The 20,056-nt window shown below is 68.2% G+C and carries 20 protein-coding genes; 11 read left to right on the forward strand and 9 right to left on the reverse strand.

The window, feature by feature from the left end; all coding sequences use genetic code 11:
* Positions 1–40: 40 nt before the first annotated feature.
* From AB0F41_RS04385 to AB0F41_RS04400, 4 genes are all read right to left on the reverse strand, one after another.
* Positions 41–1,042: a VWA domain-containing protein gene (locus tag AB0F41_RS04385; protein WP_357421273.1), complete on the reverse strand. Its 1,002-nt coding sequence runs from the start codon at positions 1,040–1,042 to the stop codon at positions 41–43.
* A complete protein-coding gene (locus AB0F41_RS04390) occupies positions 1,039–1,995 on the reverse strand; it encodes a DUF58 domain-containing protein (protein ID WP_357421274.1) in 957 nt (318 codons plus the stop codon). Before AB0F41_RS04390 ends, AB0F41_RS04385 begins: the two co-directional genes overlap by 4 nt.
* Before the next feature lie 26 nt (positions 1,996–2,021).
* Positions 2,022–3,179 (reverse strand): MoxR family ATPase, encoded by a 1,158-nt coding sequence (locus AB0F41_RS04395; RefSeq protein WP_357421275.1) that lies wholly within the window; start codon positions 3,177–3,179, stop codon positions 2,022–2,024.
* Between the two features lie 263 nt (positions 3,180–3,442).
* Positions 3,443–4,027, reverse strand: coding sequence for a DUF6676 family protein (locus AB0F41_RS04400; RefSeq protein WP_357421276.1), 585 nt, complete (start codon positions 4,025–4,027; stop codon positions 3,443–3,445).
* A 349-nt stretch (positions 4,028–4,376) separates the two neighbouring features.
* Here AB0F41_RS04400 and acnA point away from each other — a divergent pair, with 349 nt between their 5' ends.
* Positions 4,377–7,181 carry an aconitate hydratase AcnA gene (gene acnA / locus AB0F41_RS04405; protein WP_357421277.1) on the forward strand — a complete coding sequence of 935 codons (2,805 nt, stop codon included), beginning with the start codon at positions 4,377–4,379 and terminating at the stop codon, positions 7,179–7,181.
* A gap of 243 nt (positions 7,182–7,424) precedes the next feature.
* Complete coding sequence (locus AB0F41_RS04410; protein WP_357421278.1) at positions 7,425–7,991, forward strand: helix-turn-helix domain-containing protein; 567 nt, start codon at positions 7,425–7,427, stop codon at positions 7,989–7,991.
* A gap of 24 nt (positions 7,992–8,015) precedes the next feature.
* On the opposite strand, the gene AB0F41_RS04415 is transcribed toward AB0F41_RS04410, so the two are convergent.
* Complete coding sequence (locus tag AB0F41_RS04415) at positions 8,016–8,522, reverse strand: MarR family transcriptional regulator (RefSeq protein WP_357421279.1); 507 nt, start codon at positions 8,520–8,522, stop codon at positions 8,016–8,018.
* 70 nt (positions 8,523–8,592) lie between these two features.
* On the opposite strand from AB0F41_RS04415, the gene AB0F41_RS04420 reads away from it, so the two are divergent.
* The 4 genes from AB0F41_RS04420 (at position 8,593) to AB0F41_RS04435 (ending at position 11,172) form a co-directional block, all read left to right on the forward strand.
* The gene (locus AB0F41_RS04420) at positions 8,593–9,090 is read left to right on the forward strand and encodes a cupin domain-containing protein (RefSeq protein WP_357421280.1); all 498 of its coding nucleotides are present in this window, start codon (positions 8,593–8,595) and stop codon (positions 9,088–9,090) included.
* Positions 9,091–9,129: 39 nt separating this feature from the next.
* A complete protein-coding gene (locus AB0F41_RS04425; protein ID WP_357421281.1) occupies positions 9,130–9,546 on the forward strand; it encodes an acyl-CoA thioesterase in 417 nt (138 codons plus the stop codon).
* A 212-nt stretch (positions 9,547–9,758) separates the two neighbouring features.
* Positions 9,759–10,199 (forward strand): hypothetical protein, encoded by a 441-nt coding sequence (locus tag AB0F41_RS04430; RefSeq protein WP_357421282.1) that lies wholly within the window; start codon positions 9,759–9,761, stop codon positions 10,197–10,199.
* Positions 10,200–10,209: 10 nt separating this feature from the next.
* Positions 10,210–11,172, forward strand: coding sequence for a hypothetical protein (locus tag AB0F41_RS04435; protein WP_357421283.1), 963 nt, complete (start codon positions 10,210–10,212; stop codon positions 11,170–11,172).
* An 89-nt stretch (positions 11,173–11,261) separates the two neighbouring features.
* On the opposite strand, the gene AB0F41_RS04440 is transcribed toward AB0F41_RS04435, so the two are convergent.
* Positions 11,262–11,495, reverse strand: a complete 234-nt coding sequence (locus AB0F41_RS04440; RefSeq protein ID WP_030520514.1) for a helix-turn-helix domain-containing protein — start codon at positions 11,493–11,495, stop codon at positions 11,262–11,264.
* An 82-nt stretch (positions 11,496–11,577) separates the two neighbouring features.
* Entirely contained in the window at positions 11,578–13,209 is a 1,632-nt protein-coding gene (locus tag AB0F41_RS04445; protein ID WP_357421284.1) for an ABC-F family ATP-binding cassette domain-containing protein, read from the reverse strand.
* A 193-nt stretch (positions 13,210–13,402) separates the two neighbouring features.
* Here AB0F41_RS04445 and AB0F41_RS04450 point away from each other — a divergent pair, with 193 nt between their 5' ends.
* Positions 13,403–14,167: an SDR family oxidoreductase gene (locus tag AB0F41_RS04450; RefSeq protein WP_357421285.1), complete on the forward strand. Its 765-nt coding sequence runs from the start codon at positions 13,403–13,405 to the stop codon at positions 14,165–14,167.
* A gap of 74 nt (positions 14,168–14,241) precedes the next feature.
* On the opposite strand, the gene AB0F41_RS04455 is transcribed toward AB0F41_RS04450, so the two are convergent.
* Entirely contained in the window at positions 14,242–14,688 is a 447-nt protein-coding gene (locus AB0F41_RS04455) for a PaaI family thioesterase (protein ID WP_357421286.1), read from the reverse strand.
* Positions 14,689–14,870: 182 nt separating this feature from the next.
* Complete coding sequence (locus AB0F41_RS04460; RefSeq protein WP_357421287.1) at positions 14,871–15,578, reverse strand: hypothetical protein; 708 nt, start codon at positions 15,576–15,578, stop codon at positions 14,871–14,873.
* Positions 15,579–15,798: 220 nt separating this feature from the next.
* On the opposite strand from AB0F41_RS04460, the gene AB0F41_RS04465 reads away from it, so the two are divergent.
* The 4 genes from AB0F41_RS04465 to AB0F41_RS04480 are packed head-to-tail and all read left to right on the forward strand — an operon-like array spanning position 15,799 to position 19,972.
* The gene (locus tag AB0F41_RS04465; RefSeq protein ID WP_357421288.1) at positions 15,799–16,188 is read left to right on the forward strand and encodes a BlaI/MecI/CopY family transcriptional regulator; all 390 of its coding nucleotides are present in this window, start codon (positions 15,799–15,801) and stop codon (positions 16,186–16,188) included.
* A 38-nt stretch (positions 16,189–16,226) separates the two neighbouring features.
* A complete protein-coding gene (locus AB0F41_RS04470; protein WP_357421289.1) occupies positions 16,227–17,165 on the forward strand; it encodes a M56 family metallopeptidase in 939 nt (312 codons plus the stop codon).
* Entirely contained in the window at positions 17,158–18,486 is a 1,329-nt protein-coding gene (locus tag AB0F41_RS04475) for a DEAD/DEAH box helicase (RefSeq protein ID WP_357421290.1), read from the forward strand. The genes AB0F41_RS04470 and AB0F41_RS04475 overlap by 8 nt, the downstream gene beginning before the upstream one ends.
* 49 nt (positions 18,487–18,535) lie before the next feature.
* A complete protein-coding gene (locus AB0F41_RS04480) occupies positions 18,536–19,972 on the forward strand; it encodes a GuaB1 family IMP dehydrogenase-related protein (protein WP_357421291.1) in 1,437 nt (478 codons plus the stop codon).
* Positions 19,973–20,056 lie beyond the last annotated feature (84 nt).

Consider the following 20,056-nt stretch of genomic DNA (forward strand, 5'->3'; position numbering starts at 1 on the left):
AACCCGGCCCGGACTGCCGACGGTGTGCGCGGCGCGCGGATCAGGGCAGTCGCTGCCGCATCACGAGCGCGACCACCACTCCGGCCAGCGTGGCGAGCAGGCCCAGCAGCCACCACGGACGGCTGGCGTCGCCTCTGGTCACCTCGTAACCGATCTGCTCTTCCAGGGTGTCGTACACGCTGGAGAGCTCCTGCAGACTCGACGCCGTATAGAACTCACCACCGGAGAGCTGGGCGATTTCCTGCATCGCCTCGTCGTCCACCGGCACATCGACCTGATCGGTGCCGCCGTCCTCGCGCGGGATCTCCACGACACCCCATTTCGTGCCGAACGAAATGGTCGATACCGGGATCTTCTTGGTCTTCGCCAGCCGCGCGGCCACGAATTCGTGGCGCGGATTGTCGACGTCCTCGAAATCCGGGACGGTCTGCTTACCGTCGGACATCAGCACGATCCGCGCCGGCGGCGGGGTCTCGGACCCGCCGAGCACCGAGGCGAGGGTCTCGATGGACTGCAGCGCGGTGAAGATCCCTTCACCGGTGGCGGTGCGTTCGGCGAGTTTGATGTTGTCGATCGCCGCCTTCACCGATCCGCGATCGGTCGTCGGCGAGACGAGTACCGAGGCGGTACCGGCATAGGTGACCAGGCCCAGGTTGATCCCGGGGGTGAGCCCGTCGGCGAAGCTCTTGGCCGCCTCCTGGGCGACCTGCAGACGGTTCGGCGAGACATCGGTGGCCTCCATGGACAGCGATACGTCCATGACCAGCACCACCGTCGCCCGGTTGCGCGGCACCTTCTGCTCGGCGGTCGGACCGGCGGCACCGATGGTGGAGAACACCATGCCCACGATCAGTAGCACGATCGGCACATGGCGCCAGAAACTCGGCCGATTCGGGGCGACCTTCTCCAGCTGCTCCATATTGCTGAACCGCAACATGTTCCGCTGCTTACCGCGCTGCACGAGCAGGTAGCCGAGCGCGAGTAAGAGAACAACAGCAAGAAATCCGAGCCAGATCGGTGCGGCGAAATTCGAAATACTCACTGGCGTGGCACCCGCGGGGTCGAGGCGCCGAGGCTGTGGCGCCGGGTGGAAACGAACCGGACCACATCGGCGATCCAGTCCCGGTCGGTCTGCAGGGTCAGCACCGGGGCGCCACAACTGCGCAGGGTCTGCTCGACCTCCTGCCGGTGCCGCTGCGCGGCCGCCGCATAGTCGGCGCGCAGCTGCGGGGTGACGCTGAATTCGCGCGTGCGCCCGGTCTCCGGGTCGTGCAGGACCACGTCACCGATATCCGGTAACGCGATATCTCGTGGATCGAGGATCTCGACCGCCAGCAGTTCGTGGCGCGCGGAAATGGCACGCAACGAACGCTGCCAGCCGATATCGCCGAGGAAGTCGCTGATCACCACGGCGAGCCCGCGTTTGCGCTGCGGCCGGCGCAGCGATTCGATGGCGCCGTGTAGATCACCGCGCACCCCGTCGCGCGGGTGCGGTGTGGTGGCGATACCACGCAACAGCGACTGCGCGTGCACCCGCCCGCTGCGGGCCGGAATCCGCAACAGCTGTTCACCGGTAGCGACGACGGCGCCGATCCGGTTACCGCCGCCCATGGTCAGATGGGTGACCGCGGCCGCGGCGGCCACGGCCAGATCCCGTTTCTGGCAGGCGCCGGTGCCGAAGTCCAGGCTGGCGGACAGGTCCACCACCATCCAGGTCTCCAGTTCCCGGTCGGCGATCATCTGCCGGACATGCGGGTGGGTGGTGCGGGCGGTCACCGACCAGTCCATCTGGCGTACATCGTCGCCGGGCTGATAGGCGCGCGCCTCCCCCGGCTCGGAGCCGGGACCGGGGATCAGGCCCTGATGGTCGCCGTGCAGAACACCGTCGAGCCGCCGCCGCACGGTGAGTTCGAGCGTTTTCAGCGCGGCGGTCAGATGCGGATCGGTCAGTTCGCCGGACCGGAACGACGGTGGTGCGTGGTCGGGCGCGGGCACTCGGGCGCGGGGATCCGACGGCCGGGTCACTGGGTCTGGTTCGTGCCGGCGGTCTGCGGGACCTGAGGCGCGGGAGCGGGCTGGGGCGGGGCGGGCCTGCGGTTACCGTTCTCCGCCGAGGCCGGCGCGCCCGGCGCCACGGCCTGCGGCGCCACCTGGGGCAGTCCGACGGTCTGCATCACCCGCTGGATCACATCCTCCGGGCTGACCTCGTCGGCGAGGGCGTCGTAGGACAGCACGAGGCGGTGCCGGAGGACATCCGGGATCACCTCGATCACGTCCTGTGGCACCACATAGTCGCGGCCACGGATGAGCGCGACGGCCCGCGCGGCGGCGATGATGCCGAGGCTGGCACGCGGCGAGGCGCCGTAGGACACCCAGCTCGCCACATCGTGCATACCGAACTCGGCCGGCGTGCGCGTGGCCGAGATCACCCGGACCACGTAGTCGACCAGGGCATGGTGCACGAAGGTGTTCGCGGCCAGTTTCTGCAATCGCAGCAGCTCCGCCGGTTCCAGGATCCGTTCGGCCTGGGGCGGGGTGACGCCCATCCGGTAGATGATCTCGCGTTCCTCTTCGACCGAGGGATAGTCGACGACCACCTTGAACAGGAAACGGTCGCGCTGCGCCTCGGGCAGCGGGTACACGCCTTCGCTCTCGATCGGGTTCTGGGTCGCCATCACCAGGAACGGATCCGGCATGGGGTAGGTCTTACCGCCGATCGACACATGCCGCTCGGCCATCACCTCGAGCAGCGCCGACTGCACCTTGGCCGGAGCGCGGTTGATCTCGTCGGCCAGGACGAAGTTCGCGACCACCGGACCGAGCTCGGTATCGAACTCCTCCCGCCCCTGGCGGTAGATCCGCGTCCCGACGAGGTCGGTCGGCACCAGGTCGGGGGTGAACTGGACGCGCGAGAACGAGCCCCCCACAACCTTGGCGAACGTCTCCACCGCGAGCGTCTTGGCGATACCGGGGACGCCTTCCAGGAGCACATGCCCCTTGGCCAGCACGCCGACGAGCAGCCGCTCGACCAGGCGATCCTGTCCGACGATGACCCGCTTCACCTCGTAGATCGCTTTTTCCAGGGTCGCGACGTCACGCTCGAGGGCGTTCGAGGCGGCCTCCGGCGTTTTTTTCGCCAGATCCGCCCCGCTGACACCGTCCGTCGAAGTCACCAACATCCCCGCTTTCGCTTCGGTCCTGTGCGTGCTGTCACAACTATTCCAGGTACTGGCCGTATTCGCCGCAACCGGCTCCACTATCGGGAAATTCGCCGCCTTCGCGGACCGTTTCCTACCCGGCGCCGGCCGCGGAGTCGCTGTCGCGGCCGTCACCGCCCGTTCCAGTCGACCATACGTACCGATACGGCATCATGCCCGCGGTAGCGTTCGCCGAAACCTCGGCGGCGCCGGGAAACTTGTCCGGAAGACCGGCGATCGCCCGGTTATCGCGGGGCGGCGGCGCGGACCGGTTCCGCGGGGGTGTCGCCGGTTCCCGCGCCGGACAGCGCCTCGGGGCCACGGCGGGATTTGATCCAGTACAGGCCGCCGACGATCAGCACCAGCCCGGCCAGCAACGCCATGGTGATCGCGGTCCAGCCCATGGCCGGCTCCTGCTCGAGACGGTGGACCAGGATCTGCGCGGCCTCTTCGGTATCACCACCGGTGAACTTGGCCTTGTCCTCGGCCCATTCCAGGTGGACGCGGGTGATCGAATCACTGGTGGTGCCGATCCAGTCGTCGCTGAATACCGCCACGGTGCCGTGCTGGAATCCGGCGACCTCGGTGGCGAGATCGCGCAGTTCGGAATCATGGCCCGGATTGCCGCTGAGGACGACGATGCTCAGATCGATGCCCTGCTCCCGCGCATCGCTCACGATAGCGGCCAGTTCGTCCTGTTCGTCGCCCTTGGGGGCGGCCACCCCGTTGTCGGCGAGATCGTCGCGAACCTCCTGCATGGTGTCCGAGTCGAACCCGTCCGGCAGTTTGGTGGCCTTGAGGGAGAAGGCCGAAGTATGGGTGACGGTCATCTTCCATCCGGTCTGGTCGAGCCGCATCGATAGGCGAGGCGACGGGGAATCCGATTCTGGGTGCGAGCCCGGGGTACCCGTAGGGGTAACCCGGCAACCCGGACCAGCTCGAGAGCAGATTACGCGACGAAGGAACGGTTATCCCACACCCGCCGCATCCGCGGGTCCACGCGCCGCGTGATGATCATCGGGCGTGGCCCCGAAATTTCACAGGACAAGCGTACTGTTAGGGTTGGGAATCGCGGGGAACCGGCGCCACAGCGGGCCGGACCTCAGGCCAGACAACAGACGTATCGCCGCCGGCACAGCCCCGCCGACGGCGTCCGCACACCCGACAAGTGGAGCTGACGTGACGAAAAGTATCGATACTTTCGGCGCCAAGGGCAACCTCGAGGTCGGAAGCAACTCCTATGAGATCTTCCGGCTCGCGGCCGTGCCCGGCACCGAGAAACTTCCGTACGCGCTGAAAGTCCTCGCCGAGAATCTGCTGCGCACCGAGGACGGCGCCAATATCACCGCCGACCACATCCGCGCCCTCGCGAGCTGGGACCCCAGCGCCCAGCCCAGTATCGAGATCCAGTTCACCCCGGCCCGCGTGGTGATGCAGGACTTCACCGGCGTGCCCTGCGTGGTCGACCTCGCCACCATGCGTGAGGCCGTCTCCGCCCTCGGCGGCGACCCGGAGAAGGTCAATCCGCTCTCCCCCGCCGAGATGGTCATCGACCACTCGCTCATCCTCGACGTCTTCGGCCGCGCCGATGCCTTCGAGCGCAATGTCGAACTCGAGTACGAGCGCAACGGCGAGCGTTACCAGTTCCTGCGCTGGGGCCAGGGCGCCTTCGACGATTTCAAGGTCGTCCCCCCGGGCACCGGCATCGTGCACCAGGTGAACATCGAATACCTGGCCCGCACCGTCATGGTCCGCAACGGCCAGGCCTACCCCGACACCTGTGTCGGCACCGACTCGCACACCACCATGGTCAACGGCCTGGGCGTGCTGGGCTGGGGCGTCGGCGGTATCGAGGCCGAGGCCGCCATGCTCGGCCAGCCGGTCTCGATGCTGATCCCGCGCGTCGTCGGCTTCAAACTGACCGGCGAGATCAAGCCCGGCGTCACCGCCACCGACGTGGTGCTGACCGTCACCGATATGCTGCGCAAGCACGGTGTGGTCGGCAAATTCGTCGAGTTCTACGGGCAGGGCGTGGCCGAGGTCCCGCTGGCAAACCGCGCCACCCTGGGCAATATGAGCCCCGAGTTCGGCTCGACCGCGGCGATCTTCCCGATCGACGAGGAAACCGTCAACTACCTGCGCCTGACCGGCCGGACCGAGGAGCAGCTGGCGCTCGTCGAGGCCTACGCCAAGGAACAGGGCATGTGGCACGATCCGGCCGCCGAGCCCGTCTACTCCGAGTACCTCGAGCTGGACCTGAGCACCGTGGTGCCCTCCATCGCCGGCCCGAAGCGACCGCAGGACCGTATCGCACTGGACGAGTCGAAGATCGCGTTCCGCAAGGATATTCACAACTACGTGGAGGATCAGCACCCGACGCCGCATTCCCAGCTGGACGAGGCGGTCGAGGAATCGTTCCCGGCTTCGGATCCGGCCACGCTGTCCTTCGCCGACGACGGTGCGGTCGACGTCCAGTCCGCCGCCGTCAATTCCGACGGCCGGCCCTCCAAGCCGGTGCGGGTCGTCTCCGAGGAGCGCGGCGAGTTCATCCTGGACCACGGCGCGGTCGCGGTCGCGGGTATCACCTCCTGCACCAACACCTCGAACCCGTCGGTCATGATCGGTGCGGCCCTGCTGGCACGTAACGCGGTGGAGAAGGGTCTGACCAGCAAGCCCTGGGTCAAGACCAATATGGCGCCGGGCTCGCAGGTCGTCACCGACTACTACGAGAAGGCCGGCCTGTGGCCCTACCTGGAGAAGCTCGGCTTCTACCTGGGTGGTTACGGCTGCACCACCTGCATCGGCAATACCGGTCCGCTGCCGGAGGAAATCTCCAAGGCGGTCAACGACAACGATCTCACCGTCACCGCGGTGCTCTCCGGTAACCGCAACTTCGAGGGCCGCATCTCCCCCGACGTGAAGATGAACTACCTGGCCTCGCCGCCGCTGGTCATCGCCTACGCGCTCGCGGGCACGATGGACTTCGATTTCGAGAACGACGCGCTGGGCAAGGACACCCAGGGCAACCCCGTGTTCCTGAAGGACATCTGGCCCTCGGCCCAGGAGATCGACGACACCATCAAATCCGCGATCAGCCAGGAGATGTTCACCAAGTCCTACGCCGACGTCTTCAAGGGCGACGAGCGGTGGCGCAGCCTGCCCACCCCGGAGGGCAACACCTTCGAGTGGGCCGACGACTCCACCTACGTCCGCAAGGCGCCGTACTTCGACGGTATGGGCATGGAGCCGGAGCCCGTCGCCGATATCAAGGGTGCGCGCGTACTGGCCCTGCTCGGCGATTCGGTCACCACCGACCACATCTCCCCCGCGGGCGCCATCAAACCGGGCACCCCGGCCGCCGATTACCTCGACGCCCACGGCGTGGCGCGCAAGGACTACAACTCCCTGGGCTCGCGGCGCGGTAACCACGAGGTGATGATCCGCGGTACGTTCGCCAATATCCGGCTGCGCAACCAGCTCCTCGACGACGTCTCGGGCGGCTATACCCGCGACTTCACCCAGGACGGCGCCCCGCAGGCGTTCATCTACGACGCCTCGCAGAACTACCAGAAGGCCGGTATCCCGCTGGTTGTGCTGGGCGGTAAGGAATACGGTTCCGGGTCCTCCCGCGACTGGGCGGCCAAGGGCACCCGGCTGCTGGGCGTCAAGGCCGTGATCGTCGAATCCTTCGAGCGCATCCACCGCTCGAACCTGATCGGCATGGGCGTCATCCCGCTGCAGTTCCCCGAGGGCGAATCGGCCACATCGCTGGGCCTGACCGGTACCGAGGTCTTCGATATCGCCGGTATCGAGGAGCTCAACTCCGGCAGCACGCCGTCCACGGTCCACGTCACCGCGACCAAGGACGACGGCTCGAAAGTCGAGTTCGACGCGGTGGTCCGCATCGACACCCCGGGTGAAGCGGATTACTACCGCAACGGCGGCATCCTGCAGTACGTCCTGCGGAACATGATCAGGGCTTGATTGCGCCGCCTCCGGCGGCGGGTTCGCGCCCCTGAGGTCTCGTCGTTGCGGGCCCGAGACTCGCGCCTGCGGCGCATGCGCTTCGGGCCCGCAACGACGAGACGGGCGCGAACGTCGCTCGTAGGACTCGCTCCCACGGGGTTGCGGGAGTACGAATGGCACCACTTGTTCGCTCGCTCGAATCGTGACAACCCCGCGCGGCACATCACCGCGCGGGGTTCGTATATCCGTTGAAGGAGACCGATGCCCAAGGTCAGCGACGATCATCTGGCCGCCCGGCGCTCCCAGATCCTCGACGGTGCGCGCCGCTGTTTCGCCGAATTCGGCTACGACGGCGCCACCGTGCGCCGGCTCGAGGAGGCCATCGGCCTGTCCCGTGGCGCGATCTTCCATCACTTCCGGGACAAGGACGCGCTGTTTTTCGCCCTCGCCCAGGACGACGCCGAACGGATGGCCGAGGTAGCGGCCAACCAGGGCATCGTGCAGGTGATGCGGAATATGCTCGCCGACCCGCAGGAATACAACTGGCTGGGCACCCGGCTCGAAATCGCCCGCCGCCTGCGCACCGATCCCGAATTCCGGGCCGGCTGGACCCAGCGGTCGGCCGAACTCACCGCCGCGACCCTGGCCCGGCTGGAACGCCGGAAGGCCGCCGGCGCGTTACGTGACGATGTGCCCACCGATGTTCTGCTGGGCTATCTCGATCTGGTGCTGGACGGCCTCATCGCCCGGATCGCCTCCGGCCATACGAACGAGAACCTCACGGCCGTGCTGGACCTGGTGGAGGCCTCGGTCCGCCGCCGCGCCTGATCTCGGCGCACCTCGCCGGCGCCCTCAGCTCCCGGATTCCAGTGCGGTGAGAAGCTTTCCGGCCAGCCGATCCAATTCCCGGCGTTCGGCCGCGGTCAGTGCCGCCAGCATGCGTGTCTCGTTGGCGATATGCTCGGTGACCACCGTATCGACCAATTCCCGGCCCGCGCCTGTCAACGCGACCCGCACGGCCCGGCGGTCGACGGCGTCCGCGATACGTCGCACGTAACCGGCCGATTCCAGCCGGTCCAGACGCCCTGTCATGCCCGCGCGAGACAGCATGAGGGTGTCGGCGAGCGCGGAGGGGTTGAGTTCGAAGGGGTCGCCCGCCCGGCGCAGCGCCGCCAGCACATCGAATTCCCCGCGCCGCAGCCCGTGGACGAGGAACACCGCTTCGATCTCCCGTTCGGCGACCACCGCCAGCCTGCCGAGACGGCCGAAGACCACCATCGCCGCCAGATCCAGGTCCGGGCGTTCCCGTCTCCACTGCCGTTCGATGGCGTCGATCGCATCTGTTTCGCGTGCGGACATAGACAGAATTCTATTCGCCCAGATATAGTTCGGTACCGAATTATTCGCAAGCGAATCACTGGGAGTAGCCATGAACACCAGCCCGCTCTCGCTCGCCGTCCGGCAGCCCGACACGGCCGAGACGCTGCGCACCGAATCGGTCACCATGCGGCTGCTCATCGACGCCGAACCGGCGCACGGCGCGGTGAGCACCCTGGAGGTCACCATGGATCGCGGCGCCGACGGTGCGGGACCGCATTTCCACACCCTGTCCGACGAGCTCTTCTATGTCGCAGAGGGCGAGTTGCAGCTGATGGCCGGGGACCGCTTCGTCACCGTCGGTGCGGGCGGATGCGCGGTGGCGCCGAAGACCACCGTCCACGCCTTCGGCGCCACCCCGGACAGCGGCGCCCGCATCCTGATCGCTCTCATGCCCGGCGTCCAGCGTTTCGGCTACTTCCGCCTGCTCGAGCGAATCGCACGCGGCGAGGCGACCCTGGACGAACTCGCCGCGTCGCAGGACGAATACGACAACCACTTCGTCGACGCGCCGCGGTGGTGGCACGAACGCAATGCCCAGCGTCGCTGAACCGGGAACAACGGTGACACCGGGCGGGTTCGCACCGCTATGACCTTCTCTGTCCCCGTGACCGTGCGCGGTTACGAACTCGACGCCCTGGGCCATGTGAATCAAGCGGTGTATATGCAGTACGCCGAACACGGACGCTGGGAATTCCTGCTGGCGGCCGGGTTGCAGCCGGACAAACTCCAAGCCGCCCGGGTGGGTCCGGTGGTGCTGGAGAGCACCATCAAATACCGGCGCGAACTGCGCGGCGGAGACGAGTTCCGGGTGACATGCGAATTCGCCTGGGGTAACGGGAAGACCTTCCGCATCCGGCAGGAGATGATCCGCGTGGACGGCACTCTCTCGGCGGAGGTGGGGGTGGTCGGGGGACTGCTCGATCTGGATGCCAGGCGCCTGCTCGCCGATCCCGCCGGCCGATTGCGTGAACTGGCGTCCCGGCCGGACCTGCTCGGGCTCTGACCGCCGGTGCATGCGCCCGGCAAATATTCACCTGCCCGGAAAAATGTTCCCGTCGGCCGGAAATTGCACGCCGCCCGGCGGAATCGCTAAACAAGATCAATGATTTCACCGGTGATAATTCGGCGATACTGGATGCCGCGCATTCGGTACGGCGTTATGATCCGGACGCGATCGGGTCATGGCACACTGCGAGCAAGATCGGAGAATCCTCGATGACCGATGCGATCCACCTCCTCGACGCACCGGAATCCGGTGCGGTCGCGACAATCACCGGCTTTCTGGTCGGAGAATCCGACCACGACATCCGAGTACGGGTCGCCGACGGGACGTGGACCTTCCTGCGCCGCGATGTGCTCGCGATCCGCGATTCCGGGCGGCGTGCGGAGACGCCCACCGGCGCCGTTCTGGTCGATATCCGGGCGGGTGCGACCGCCGATTTCACGCGGCGGTTGCGAATCGATATCGCGGACCGGCCGATGACGCTCGCGGCCCCACCGTCGGAGACATTCGGAGATGCCCAGCTCCACCGCCTCGCGGCGACCTGGGCGGCCGGGCTCGACATCGACGCCGCGCACCCCACCGCCTTCACCCGTACCCACACCAGGGCACGCCACGGGGGCCGGCACGATATCCACTGCGACAGCAGCGACTGAGCGGGCATCGGTGGGCACCCGGTATCCGGGACGGGTCCTCATCGTCTCCGAGGCCGACGATCTCCACGCGGCCGCCATGGAGGCGGCGCTGCGCGAACATCATGCCGACGGACCGCTACGACTGGATCTGCGCGATTTCCCCCGGGAATCGGGGACGGTCCGGATCGACAGATCGGGTGCCACCAGATCGCTGGCGGGTATCTCCGGGCTCGACGAGGTCACGGCCGTGTGGTGGCGACGTCCCCATCCGAGCGATGTTCCCGTGGGCGTGCGCTCCGACGACGATGCCTACCGGCAGGCCGAATGCGACGGTTTCGTCCAGGGACTGCTGTGGTCGCTACCGGCCCGGTGGGTCAACGAACCGGGTCACGACCGGATCGCCCACCGCAAAATCGTCCAGTTGGATACGGCGCTGCGGGCCGGATGCGCGGTCCCGGAGACGGTGATCACCAACGACCCCGACGAGGCCCGGGCGTTCGCCGAATCCTGCGGGACGCCTGTCGTTTTCAAACGGACCGGTACCTCACGCGCGGAGTTCTCCGAGACCCGCCTGCTCGAATCCGCCGATATGGACCGGCTGGGCGGTATCCGATGGTCGCCGACCATCTTCCAGCGCTATATCGAACCGGAATGCGATCTGCGCGTGGTGTGGGTGGAGGGGCACGAATGGGTGGTGCGCATCGATTCGCGCGCCGGCGCGGGACAGGTGGATTCCCGGCTGGACACCTCGGTCGGCTTCTCCCCCAGCCGCCTGCCCGCGGCCGTCAGCAAATCACTGGCGACGCTCATGGGGGCGCTCGGGCTGAGTTTCGGCGTCGTCGATCTGCGGGTCGGCCTCGACGGTCAACACTATTTCCTCGAGGTCAATCCGCAGGGTCAGTTCGCGTATCTGGAGATCAAGACCGGACTGCCGATCTTCGCCAGTCTCGCCAATCTCCTGATCCACGGTGACGGCACCGTTGCCGGATGGTGATCCCGCTGCCGGGGCGCCCCGCGGGCACACCGGCGACCACGCCGCCGGGTGCGGATGCCCCGGCGGCGGTGCCTGCGAATACGTTGCGGCTAGCGCGATTTACGGCGGTTCGCGCCACCACGGCTGCGGAGTTGCACATGCGACTCCGTCAGCACGTTGTGGATGAACCCGTAGGAACGCCCGGTCGCCCGTGCCAGCGACCTGATGCTCGCCCCCGCTTCGTATTGCTTCTTCAACTGGGTTTGCAGGCGATCCCGCGACTTACCCGTGACACGGGTGCCCTTTCCCAATGTGCTCTTGCTCTGTACCGGCCTGTCGCCCATGGCTTCCTCCGAGTCGCCGAGCAGCGTCACTCTCAGGCTAAGCATTCGGCGAGCATCCGGCAATGAGTTCGTGTGATGAAACTCACGCGAGCTGAATCAATTCCAGATACTCGGCCGACCAGTGGTCCTCGGCGCCGTCCGGAAGCAGGATCACCCGCTCCGGATTCAGCGCTTCGGCGGCCCCCGGATCGTGGGTCACCAGCACCACCGCTCCCGCATAGGTGCGCAGCGCGTCGAGGACCTGTTCGCGCGATATCGGGTCCAGGTTGTTGGTGGGTTCGTCCAGCAGCAGGACGTTCGCCGCCGAAGACACCAGCCCGGCCAGCGCCAGTCGGGTCTTCTCACCGCCCGAGAGCGTTCCGGCGGGCTGTTCGAGTTGCGGGCCGCTGAACATGAAGGCACCCAGCAGCCCGCGCAATTCCTGCTCTCCGGCGTCCGGCGCGGCATGCCGGATGTTCTCCCAGACCGAGGCCGAATCGTCCAGGGTGTCGTGCTCCTGCGCGAAATATCCGACTTTCAGGCCGTGACCGGGCACAAGCGACCCCGCGGTGGGCTCCTCGGCGCCGGCCAGCAGCCGCAGCAGGGTGGTCTTACCGGCGCCGTTGAGGCCCAGGACCACCACCCGGCTGCCGCGGTCGATGGCCAGATCGACACCGGTGAAGATTTCCAGCGACCCGTACGCCTTGGTGAGGTTCTCCGCCATCAGCGGGGTCTTTCCGCAGGTGGCCGGTTCGGGGAATTTGATCCTGGCGACCTTGTCGGCCACCCGCACCTCGTCGAGTTCGGACATCAGCCGGTCGGCGCGTTTGGCCATATTCTGCGCGGCAACGGCTTTGGTGGCCTTCGCACCCAATTTGGCGGCCTGGGCGCGCAGGGCCGACGCCTTCTTCTCCGCGTTCGCCCGTTCCCGGCGACGCCGCTGCTCGTCGGTGGCGCGGGCATCGACGTACTTGGTCCAGCCCATGTTGTAGACATCGGCCTCACCGCGTACCGCGTCGAGGAACCACACCTTGTTGACCACGTCGGCGAGCAGGTCGACATCGTGGCTGATCACGATCAGGCCACCGTTGTGGTTCTGCAGGAAGCCGCGCAACCAGGTGATGGAATCCGCGTCCAGGTGGTTGGTGGGCTCGTCCAGCAGCAGGGTGGTGTCGGAGCGGCCGCCGCTACCGTCGGAGGCGGCGAACAGAATGCGCGCCAGTTCGATTCGCCGGCGCTGGCCGCCCGAGAGCGTGCGCAGCGGCTGGTCCAGGACGCGGTCCGGCAGACCCAGACTGTTGCAGATCCGGGCCGCCTCGCTCTCCGCGACGTACCCGCCCAGCGCGGAGAAACGATCCTCGAGCCGCCCGTACTTGCGGACCGCGCGCTCACGTTCGTTTTCGTCGGCCAGCTCGGCCATGAGCGCCTGCTGCTTCTCCATATCCCGGATCAGTGCATCCAGTCCGCGGGCGGACAGCACCCGGTCGCGGGCCAGCACATCGAGATTGCCCTCCCGGGGATCCTGCGGGAGATAGCCGATATCGCTCGACCGCAGGATCGTCCCGGCGTACGGCTCGCCCTCCCCTGCCAAGATGCGCAGCGTGGTCGTCTTCCCGGCGCCGTTACGCCCGACCAGGCCGATCCGGTCACCGGCCTGTACCCGCAGCGCCGGACCCGGCGCGGACAGCAGAGTACGTACGCCGGCCCGGACCTCGAGGTCGGTCGCGGTGATCACAGATATCTCCTCGGAACTGGGTCGGGGGCAATGGTCCGGTTCCGCACCGGGCAGGTCTTTCCACCCATGATCGGCTGTATCCGGACGATGAACCATTGATTTTACCCGGCGCCCGGCCGTGGTCGTTCCGGACCGGGACGTTGCGGTCCGCTGCCGGCAGTTGTCCTGGGCAGGCACGGTAACGTGCCCGGATATGAGCACCGATCTGTTGGGCAAGAGCGCGCTGGTCTCCGGGGCCAGCCGGGGTATCGGCCACGCGGTGGCCGCCGAACTGCTGAGCCGGGGCGCGAACGTGGTGATCACCGCGCGCAAACCCGAACCGCTGGAGAAGGCGGCCGCCGAACTGCGCGGGTTGGGACATCAGGGCCAGGTCGTCGCGGTGGCCGGGAACTCCGGCGACGCCGAGGCGCGGACGGCCGCGGTCCAGCGGGCGGTGACCGAATTCGGGTCGCTGGACATCCTGATCAACAACACCGGGATCAATCCGGTCTACGGCGCGCTCATGGAGGCCGATCTCGACGCGGTGCGCAAGATCTTCGACGTGAACGTCGTCGCCGCCCTCGGTTACGTCCAGGAGGCGTACAAAGCGTGGATGGGCGAGCACGGCGGTGCGGTGGTGAACGTGGCCAGCGTCGCGGGTATCCGGTCCACCGGCGTCATCGCGGCCTACGGCGCCTCCAAGGCGGCGCTGATCCGGCTCACCGACGAGCTGGCGTGGCAGCTGGGCCCGAAGATCCGGGTGAACGCCGTCGCACCCGGCGTGGTGAAGACCAGTTTCGCGGACGCGCTGTACTCGGCCGACGAGGACGCCGCCGCGCAGGTTTATCCGATGAAGCGGCTGGGGTCGCCGGAGGACATCGCGCGGCTCATCGCCTTCCTGGTCTCGGACCAGGCAGCCTGGATCACCGGTGAGACGGTGCGGGTCGACGGCGGTCTGCTGTCGACGGGCGGCATCTGACCGCGTAATCGACGCCGGTCGGCCCGGGACGGGATCGTCCCGGGCCGGCCGCGTTTCCGGTCCGCGAAATCGCCTCAGGAACGATGGGGCAGGTTCTGCAACCGGACCTGACCGCGCGCGATCGTGCGCCCGTCGTCGTCGGTGACGACGACCAGCCAGAGTTGCTGTAAACCACCCCGATGCAGCGGGGTCGCCTCCGCGGTGAGCGTGCCCTCCCGCACGGCCCGCAGGAAATCGGTGGAGTTGTTGACCCCCACCACGACGCCCCGCTCGCCGTACCAGGCCGCGGCGCCGGTACTGGCCAGGGTTTCCACCGCGGTGCACAGCACGCCGCCGTTCTGGATCCCGGCCGGCTGGTGGTGCCGGGGGGTAACAGTCCATTCGCCGCGCACCCGGTCCGGTCCCAGCTCCGTCACCCGCAGACCGATCAGATCGGCGAACGTCCCCTTGCTCATCTCGTTGAGCTGTTCGGCGGTGAGATCGGCCATCGATTGCGGGGCCCGGGTTTGCTGTTCCGTCATGGCTCCACAATCGCACGACCTGCCGGCGGGCAATGGCACAGGCTCGCCGGCCCGGGAAATGAAGCGGCGGGCCCCACCAGGAGGTGGAGCCCGCCGCGCGTAGTGGATCGGGGGTCACCGCAGCCCTCGGGACTCTCGCGCGATCCGTACGCCGGTTTCGAGTATAGGGCAGGCTTACCTAACTAGGCAACAGCCTGGGCGCGCCGAAGCGCCAGACTCCGATCTTCCAGCGCCAACAGCAGACCCTGCCCGCGCCGCGCACCGGCCACCGGATCGGTACGCGCCAGATCCGGCACGTAGGTCGTGGCGCCGGAAACGGATTCGGCCACCAGCGCCCGGAAACGGCGCGGACTCAGGCCGGCGCTCCGGGCCAGCGCGCCCTGGACCAGCAGCAGCGAGGGCTCGCACCGATAGGACAACCACACCCACATGGCCCGCTCACACGGCAGCGTCACCACACCGGGGGAACCGGCCATCGGATCCCCGTCCACGACACGAATCGTGGTATCCGTCAGGCCCGCCCAATCGATTCCACCATCGTTGTCGGTATGGATCCACACGTTCTCCAGGCCCGGATCCCAGGCCCGCCCGTCGGCGATCCATAGGGCGGCCACCCGGCCGACGATGGCATGGATGAGCGCGGTGGCCACCACTTCGGCGGCAGCCGAGGCACTGATCATCTCGGCGGCATGCCGCCGGTACATCAGATCTATTCGCCCCTCACGAAGACCCGTAGACAGCGCCCACCAGCGCCGCTTGCCCTGATCGGCCATGGCCGCGGCGGCGTAGACCCGCGGATGTTCCGGCTGCAGAGCCCGCAAACGGGAACAGGCCGACCCGAACGCCGCCTCATAGGGGCGGTGGATACGCATAGTGGCCAGTTCGGACATTCGAACCTCCTCGAGATCGGCGTCGCGGCAACGACTTGATCGAAAGATAGGTTAGCCTTACCAGACCTAGCAAGTGTTTCGCGCGAAAGAGGAGTTATGGGGCCGTGACGAAGCTCGGCCCTTCGCGCCGCCGACCGTCGATGACCACCTATGACCAATCCCACGGAGTTACGACACCCTGTAGTACGCCACAGTGTCGTTGAAGTCGTAAAATCAAAAGATGGCTGGACTTGGTGAACTCGAGAAAGCGGTTATGGACCAGTTGTGGTCCGCCGATGAACCACAGACTGTCCGGCAGGTGCACGAGGCCCTGTCGGCACGCCGCGAACTCGCGTACACCACGGTGATGACGGTGCTGCAACGGCTGGCGAAGAAAAACCTCGTAGTGCAGCGGCGCGACGATCGCGCGCACCGGTACGCTCCGGTACACACCCGCGACGAGCTGGTCGCCGGACTCATGATGGACGCGCTGCAGCAGGCGGACGAGGCCGGCAGCCGGGCCGCGGCCCTGGTGCATTTCGTGGAGCAGGTCGGCAAGGACGAGGCCGCGGCCCTCCGGGATGCGCTCGCTAAGCTCGAAGCAACCGAGGACACCACACCACCCCAGTGATCTCGGACCCTGGCCCCACAACGCAGTGAGCAGAGTCGATGGACGCAGCAGCACCGGCATTCGCCGTACTCGCCTTGCTTCTCGCCGGTCCCGTTCCGGAGGCGCTCAGCCGGGCGACCTGGACCTATCGCGTACCCCGCGCCGCCCTCGTGCTCTGGCAGGCCATCGCGCTGGCCGCGGTGCTCAGCGCCTTCAGCTCCGGCCTCGCCATCGCCGCCGAACTGCTGGTGCCGGGTCCGGACGGACGTCCCACCACCAAGCCCACCGATGAGATCGACGCGCTGGGCCTGCCCCTGTGGCTGGCCTATGTCTCGGTTTTCATGCTCACCCTGCTGATCGGCGGGCGGCTCGTCTATGCCGCGCTGCGGGTCGGCGTGCACACCCGGCGCCGCCGCGCGCGCCACCGCATGCTGGTGGACCTGCTCGACCAAGGCGGCCCGATGCGGCGGGCGGCCGATATCCGGGTCCTCTCGGCCACCGAGCCCATCGCGTACTGCCTGCCGGGTCTGCGCCGGCGCGTCGTGGTCAGCGCGGGCACCCTCGACAACCTCAACGAGCAGGAACTCACCGCCATCCTCAGTCATGAACGGTCCCATCTGCGGGCCCGCCACGACCTCGTCCTGGAAGCCTTCACGGCTGCCCACGAGGCCTTCCCGCGATTCGTGCGCAGCAAATCCGCCCTCGACTCGGTGAAACTGCTCATCGAACTACTGGCCGACGATTCGGCGGTCAAGGTGACCGGCCCGAAACCGCTGGCCCGGGCGCTCGTCGCCTGCTCCAAGTCGACCGCACCGCAGGGCGCGCTCGCCGTGGGCGGGCCCAGCACCCTGATCCGCATCCAGCGGCTGGCCGGACCGCTCGGTGACCTGCGCATCGCCGGTGCGGCCTATCTCGCCTCGATCGCCATTCTGGTGGTGCCGACCCTGGCGGTCGCCATTCCGTGGCTGGTCGAGCTGAGCCGGTTGTTCCGTGCCTGACCGCGGGAAATCCGGACCCGCCGACCCCGACACCGGTTCCCGGACCCGGCCCCCCTTCGCCCGGCTGGGCCTGCCGGTTCTCACGGTCCAGGCGCTGCACCGCGAAGGACTCACCGAGCCGCTGCCCGTCCAGACGGCCACCATCCCCGACGCGCTCGCCGGGCGGGATGTGCTCGGCCGGGCCCCCACCGGTTCGGGCAAAACCCTCGCTTTCGGCCTGCCGATCCTCGCCCGGCTCGCCGGGGCGCCCGCCATCGCGCGCGCCCCTCGCGGCCTGATCCTGGCGCCCACCCGGGAGCTGGCCCTGCAGATCGAACAGGCGCTCGCGCCTTTCGCCCTCGGCCTCCGGCTGGGGACCGCGGTGGGCGGAGTACCCGTGGCCAAACAGGCCGACAGGCTCCAGCGCGGGGTGGACCTGCTGGTCGCCACGCCGGGTCGGCTCGCAGATCTGGTCGAGCAGAACGCCGCGGTCCTCGACGCCGTACGAGTCGTGGCGATCGACGAGGCCGACCATATGGCAGATTTCGGTTTCCTGCCCCAGGTCCGGCGGCTGCTGGACCGTCTCCCGGATGACGGCCAGCGGCTGCTGTTCTCGGCCACCCTCGACGACGACTCCGTCCGGGAGCTGGTCCGCGACTATCTCCGGGACCCGGTCACCCACAGTGTGGGCCCGGAGCCGAGCGCCGGGATCGCGACCCACCATCTGCTCTATGTCGATCCGGCCGACAAACCCGCGGTGCTGGCGCAGATCGCCGCCCGGGCAGGGCGGACCCTGCTGTTCGTGCGGACCCAGTACGGCGCCGAGAAACTCACCCGCCGGTTGCGTGAACAGGGCATCGCCACCGCGGCCCTGCACGGCGGCCGGGCCCAGAACCGCCGTATCCGGACCCTGGCCGCGTTCGCCGACGGCGCGATCTCCGCATTGGTTGCCACCGATATCGCCGCCCGCGGTATCCATGTCGACGCGGTCTCGCTGGTGGTGCACGCCGACCCCCCGGCCGACCCGAAGGACTATCTGCATCGGGCCGGGCGCACGGCCCGGGCGGGAGCCGGCGGCACCGTGGTCACCGTGGTCACCCCCGCCGAACGCGCCGAGGTGGCCGCGCTCGCGCGCACGGCCGGTGTGCCGGTGGTCGAGCATGAGGTGCGCCCCGGCGACCCCGGTCTGCGGCGTCTCACCGGGGCCCGGACCCCGCCCGGACCGGATCGGCCGGAGCCCGCGCCCACCACCCGGCCCCGGCGCACCGACCCGCGCGCCCGGCCCCACCGCAGTGCGAACCCGGCCCCGGTCCGGGGGCAACGCAGGCGCCGGGCGAAGTGAATTCCGCGGCCGGGCGCGGCCGGTGTGGATCACGATTACCATGGGCGCAGTGCAGTTTCTTCCCGGACAGACCCCGCCGTACGACCTGACCTACAACGACGTCTTCCTGGTGCCGAACCGCACCGATATCGCGTCCAGGTTCGATGTCGATCTCGCCACGGCCGACGGTTCCGGCACCACTATCCCGCTGGTCGTCGCGAATATGACCGCGGTGGCCGGCAAGCGGATGGCCGAAACGGTGTCCCGTCGCGGCGGGCTCGTGGTGTTGCCTCAGGACCTGCCCGATAACGCCGCCGCCGAGACCATCGCGTTCGTCAAGAGCCGCTCGCTGGTCGCCGACACCCCGGTCACACTCACGATGGGCCATTCGGTCTCCGAAGCCCTCGCGCTGATCCACAAACGCGCGCACGGGGCCGTCGTGGTGGTGGACGACAATCGCCCGATCGCGGTGGTCACCGAACACGCCTGCGCCGATGTCGACCGTTTCGCCCGCCTGCACGAGGTCGCGGACACCGATTTCGTCACCGCCCCGGCGACCGCGGCGCCCGCCGAGATCTTCGACCGGCTCGAGGCGGCCCATTCCGGGCTCGCGGTACTGCTGCATCCGGACGGCTCGCTCGCCGGTGTCCTGACGCGCACCGGCGCCGTGCGGCACGGTATCTACACCCCGGCCGTGGACACGGACGGGCAGTTGCGGATAGCGGCCGCGGTCGGGATCAACGGTGATGTTCCGGCCAAGGCCAAGGCGCTGGTCGATGCCGGGGCCGATGTGCTGGTCGTGGATACCGCGCACGGGCATCAGGTGAAGATGCTGGAAACGCTGCGGGCGATCCGCGATCTGGGTCTGGGCGTCCCGCTGGTGGCCGGGAACACCGTCTCCGCCGAGGGCACCCGCGATCTGATCGCCGCGGGCGCCGATATCGTCAAGGTCGGGGTGGGACCGGGCGCGATGTGCACCACCCGGATGATGACCGGCGTCGGCCGCCCCCAGTTCTCCGCGGTGGCCGAATGCGCCGCCGCGGCGGCCGAACTGGGCGCGCACGTCTGGGCCGACGGCGGTGTCCGGCATCCCCGCGATGTCGCGCTGGCCCTCGCGGCGGGCGCGTCCAATGTGATGATCGGCTCCTGGTTCGCCGGGACCTACGAGTCCCCGGGCGATCTGCGGGTGGACCGCGACGGTAACGCCTACAAGGAGAGCTTCGGAATGGCCTCCAAACGCGCGGTCGCCGCGCGCACGGCCACCGACCGCGGCTACGACCGGGCCCGCAAGGCACTGTTCGAGGAGGGGATCTCCAGTTCCCGGATGCTGCTGGATCCGGAACGGCCCGGCGTGGAGGATCTGATCGACCACATCTGTTCCGGCGTCCGCAGTGCCTGCACCTACGCCGGCGCGCGCACCCTGGCCGATTTCCGCGAACGCGCGGTGGTGGGCGTGCAATCGGCCGCCGGTTTCGCCGAGGGCCGCCCGCTGCCCGGCGGCTGGTGAACGCGCCTGTCCCCGCACAGCGTCCGATAGTCGCGCGCCGCACCGGCTACCGGCCCATGCACCCGTGTGCCCGGGCCGGTAGCA

The sequence above is a fragment of the Nocardia sp. NPDC024068 genome (assembly GCF_040638875.1).
Lineage (GTDB): Bacteria > Actinomycetota > Actinomycetes > Mycobacteriales > Mycobacteriaceae > Nocardia.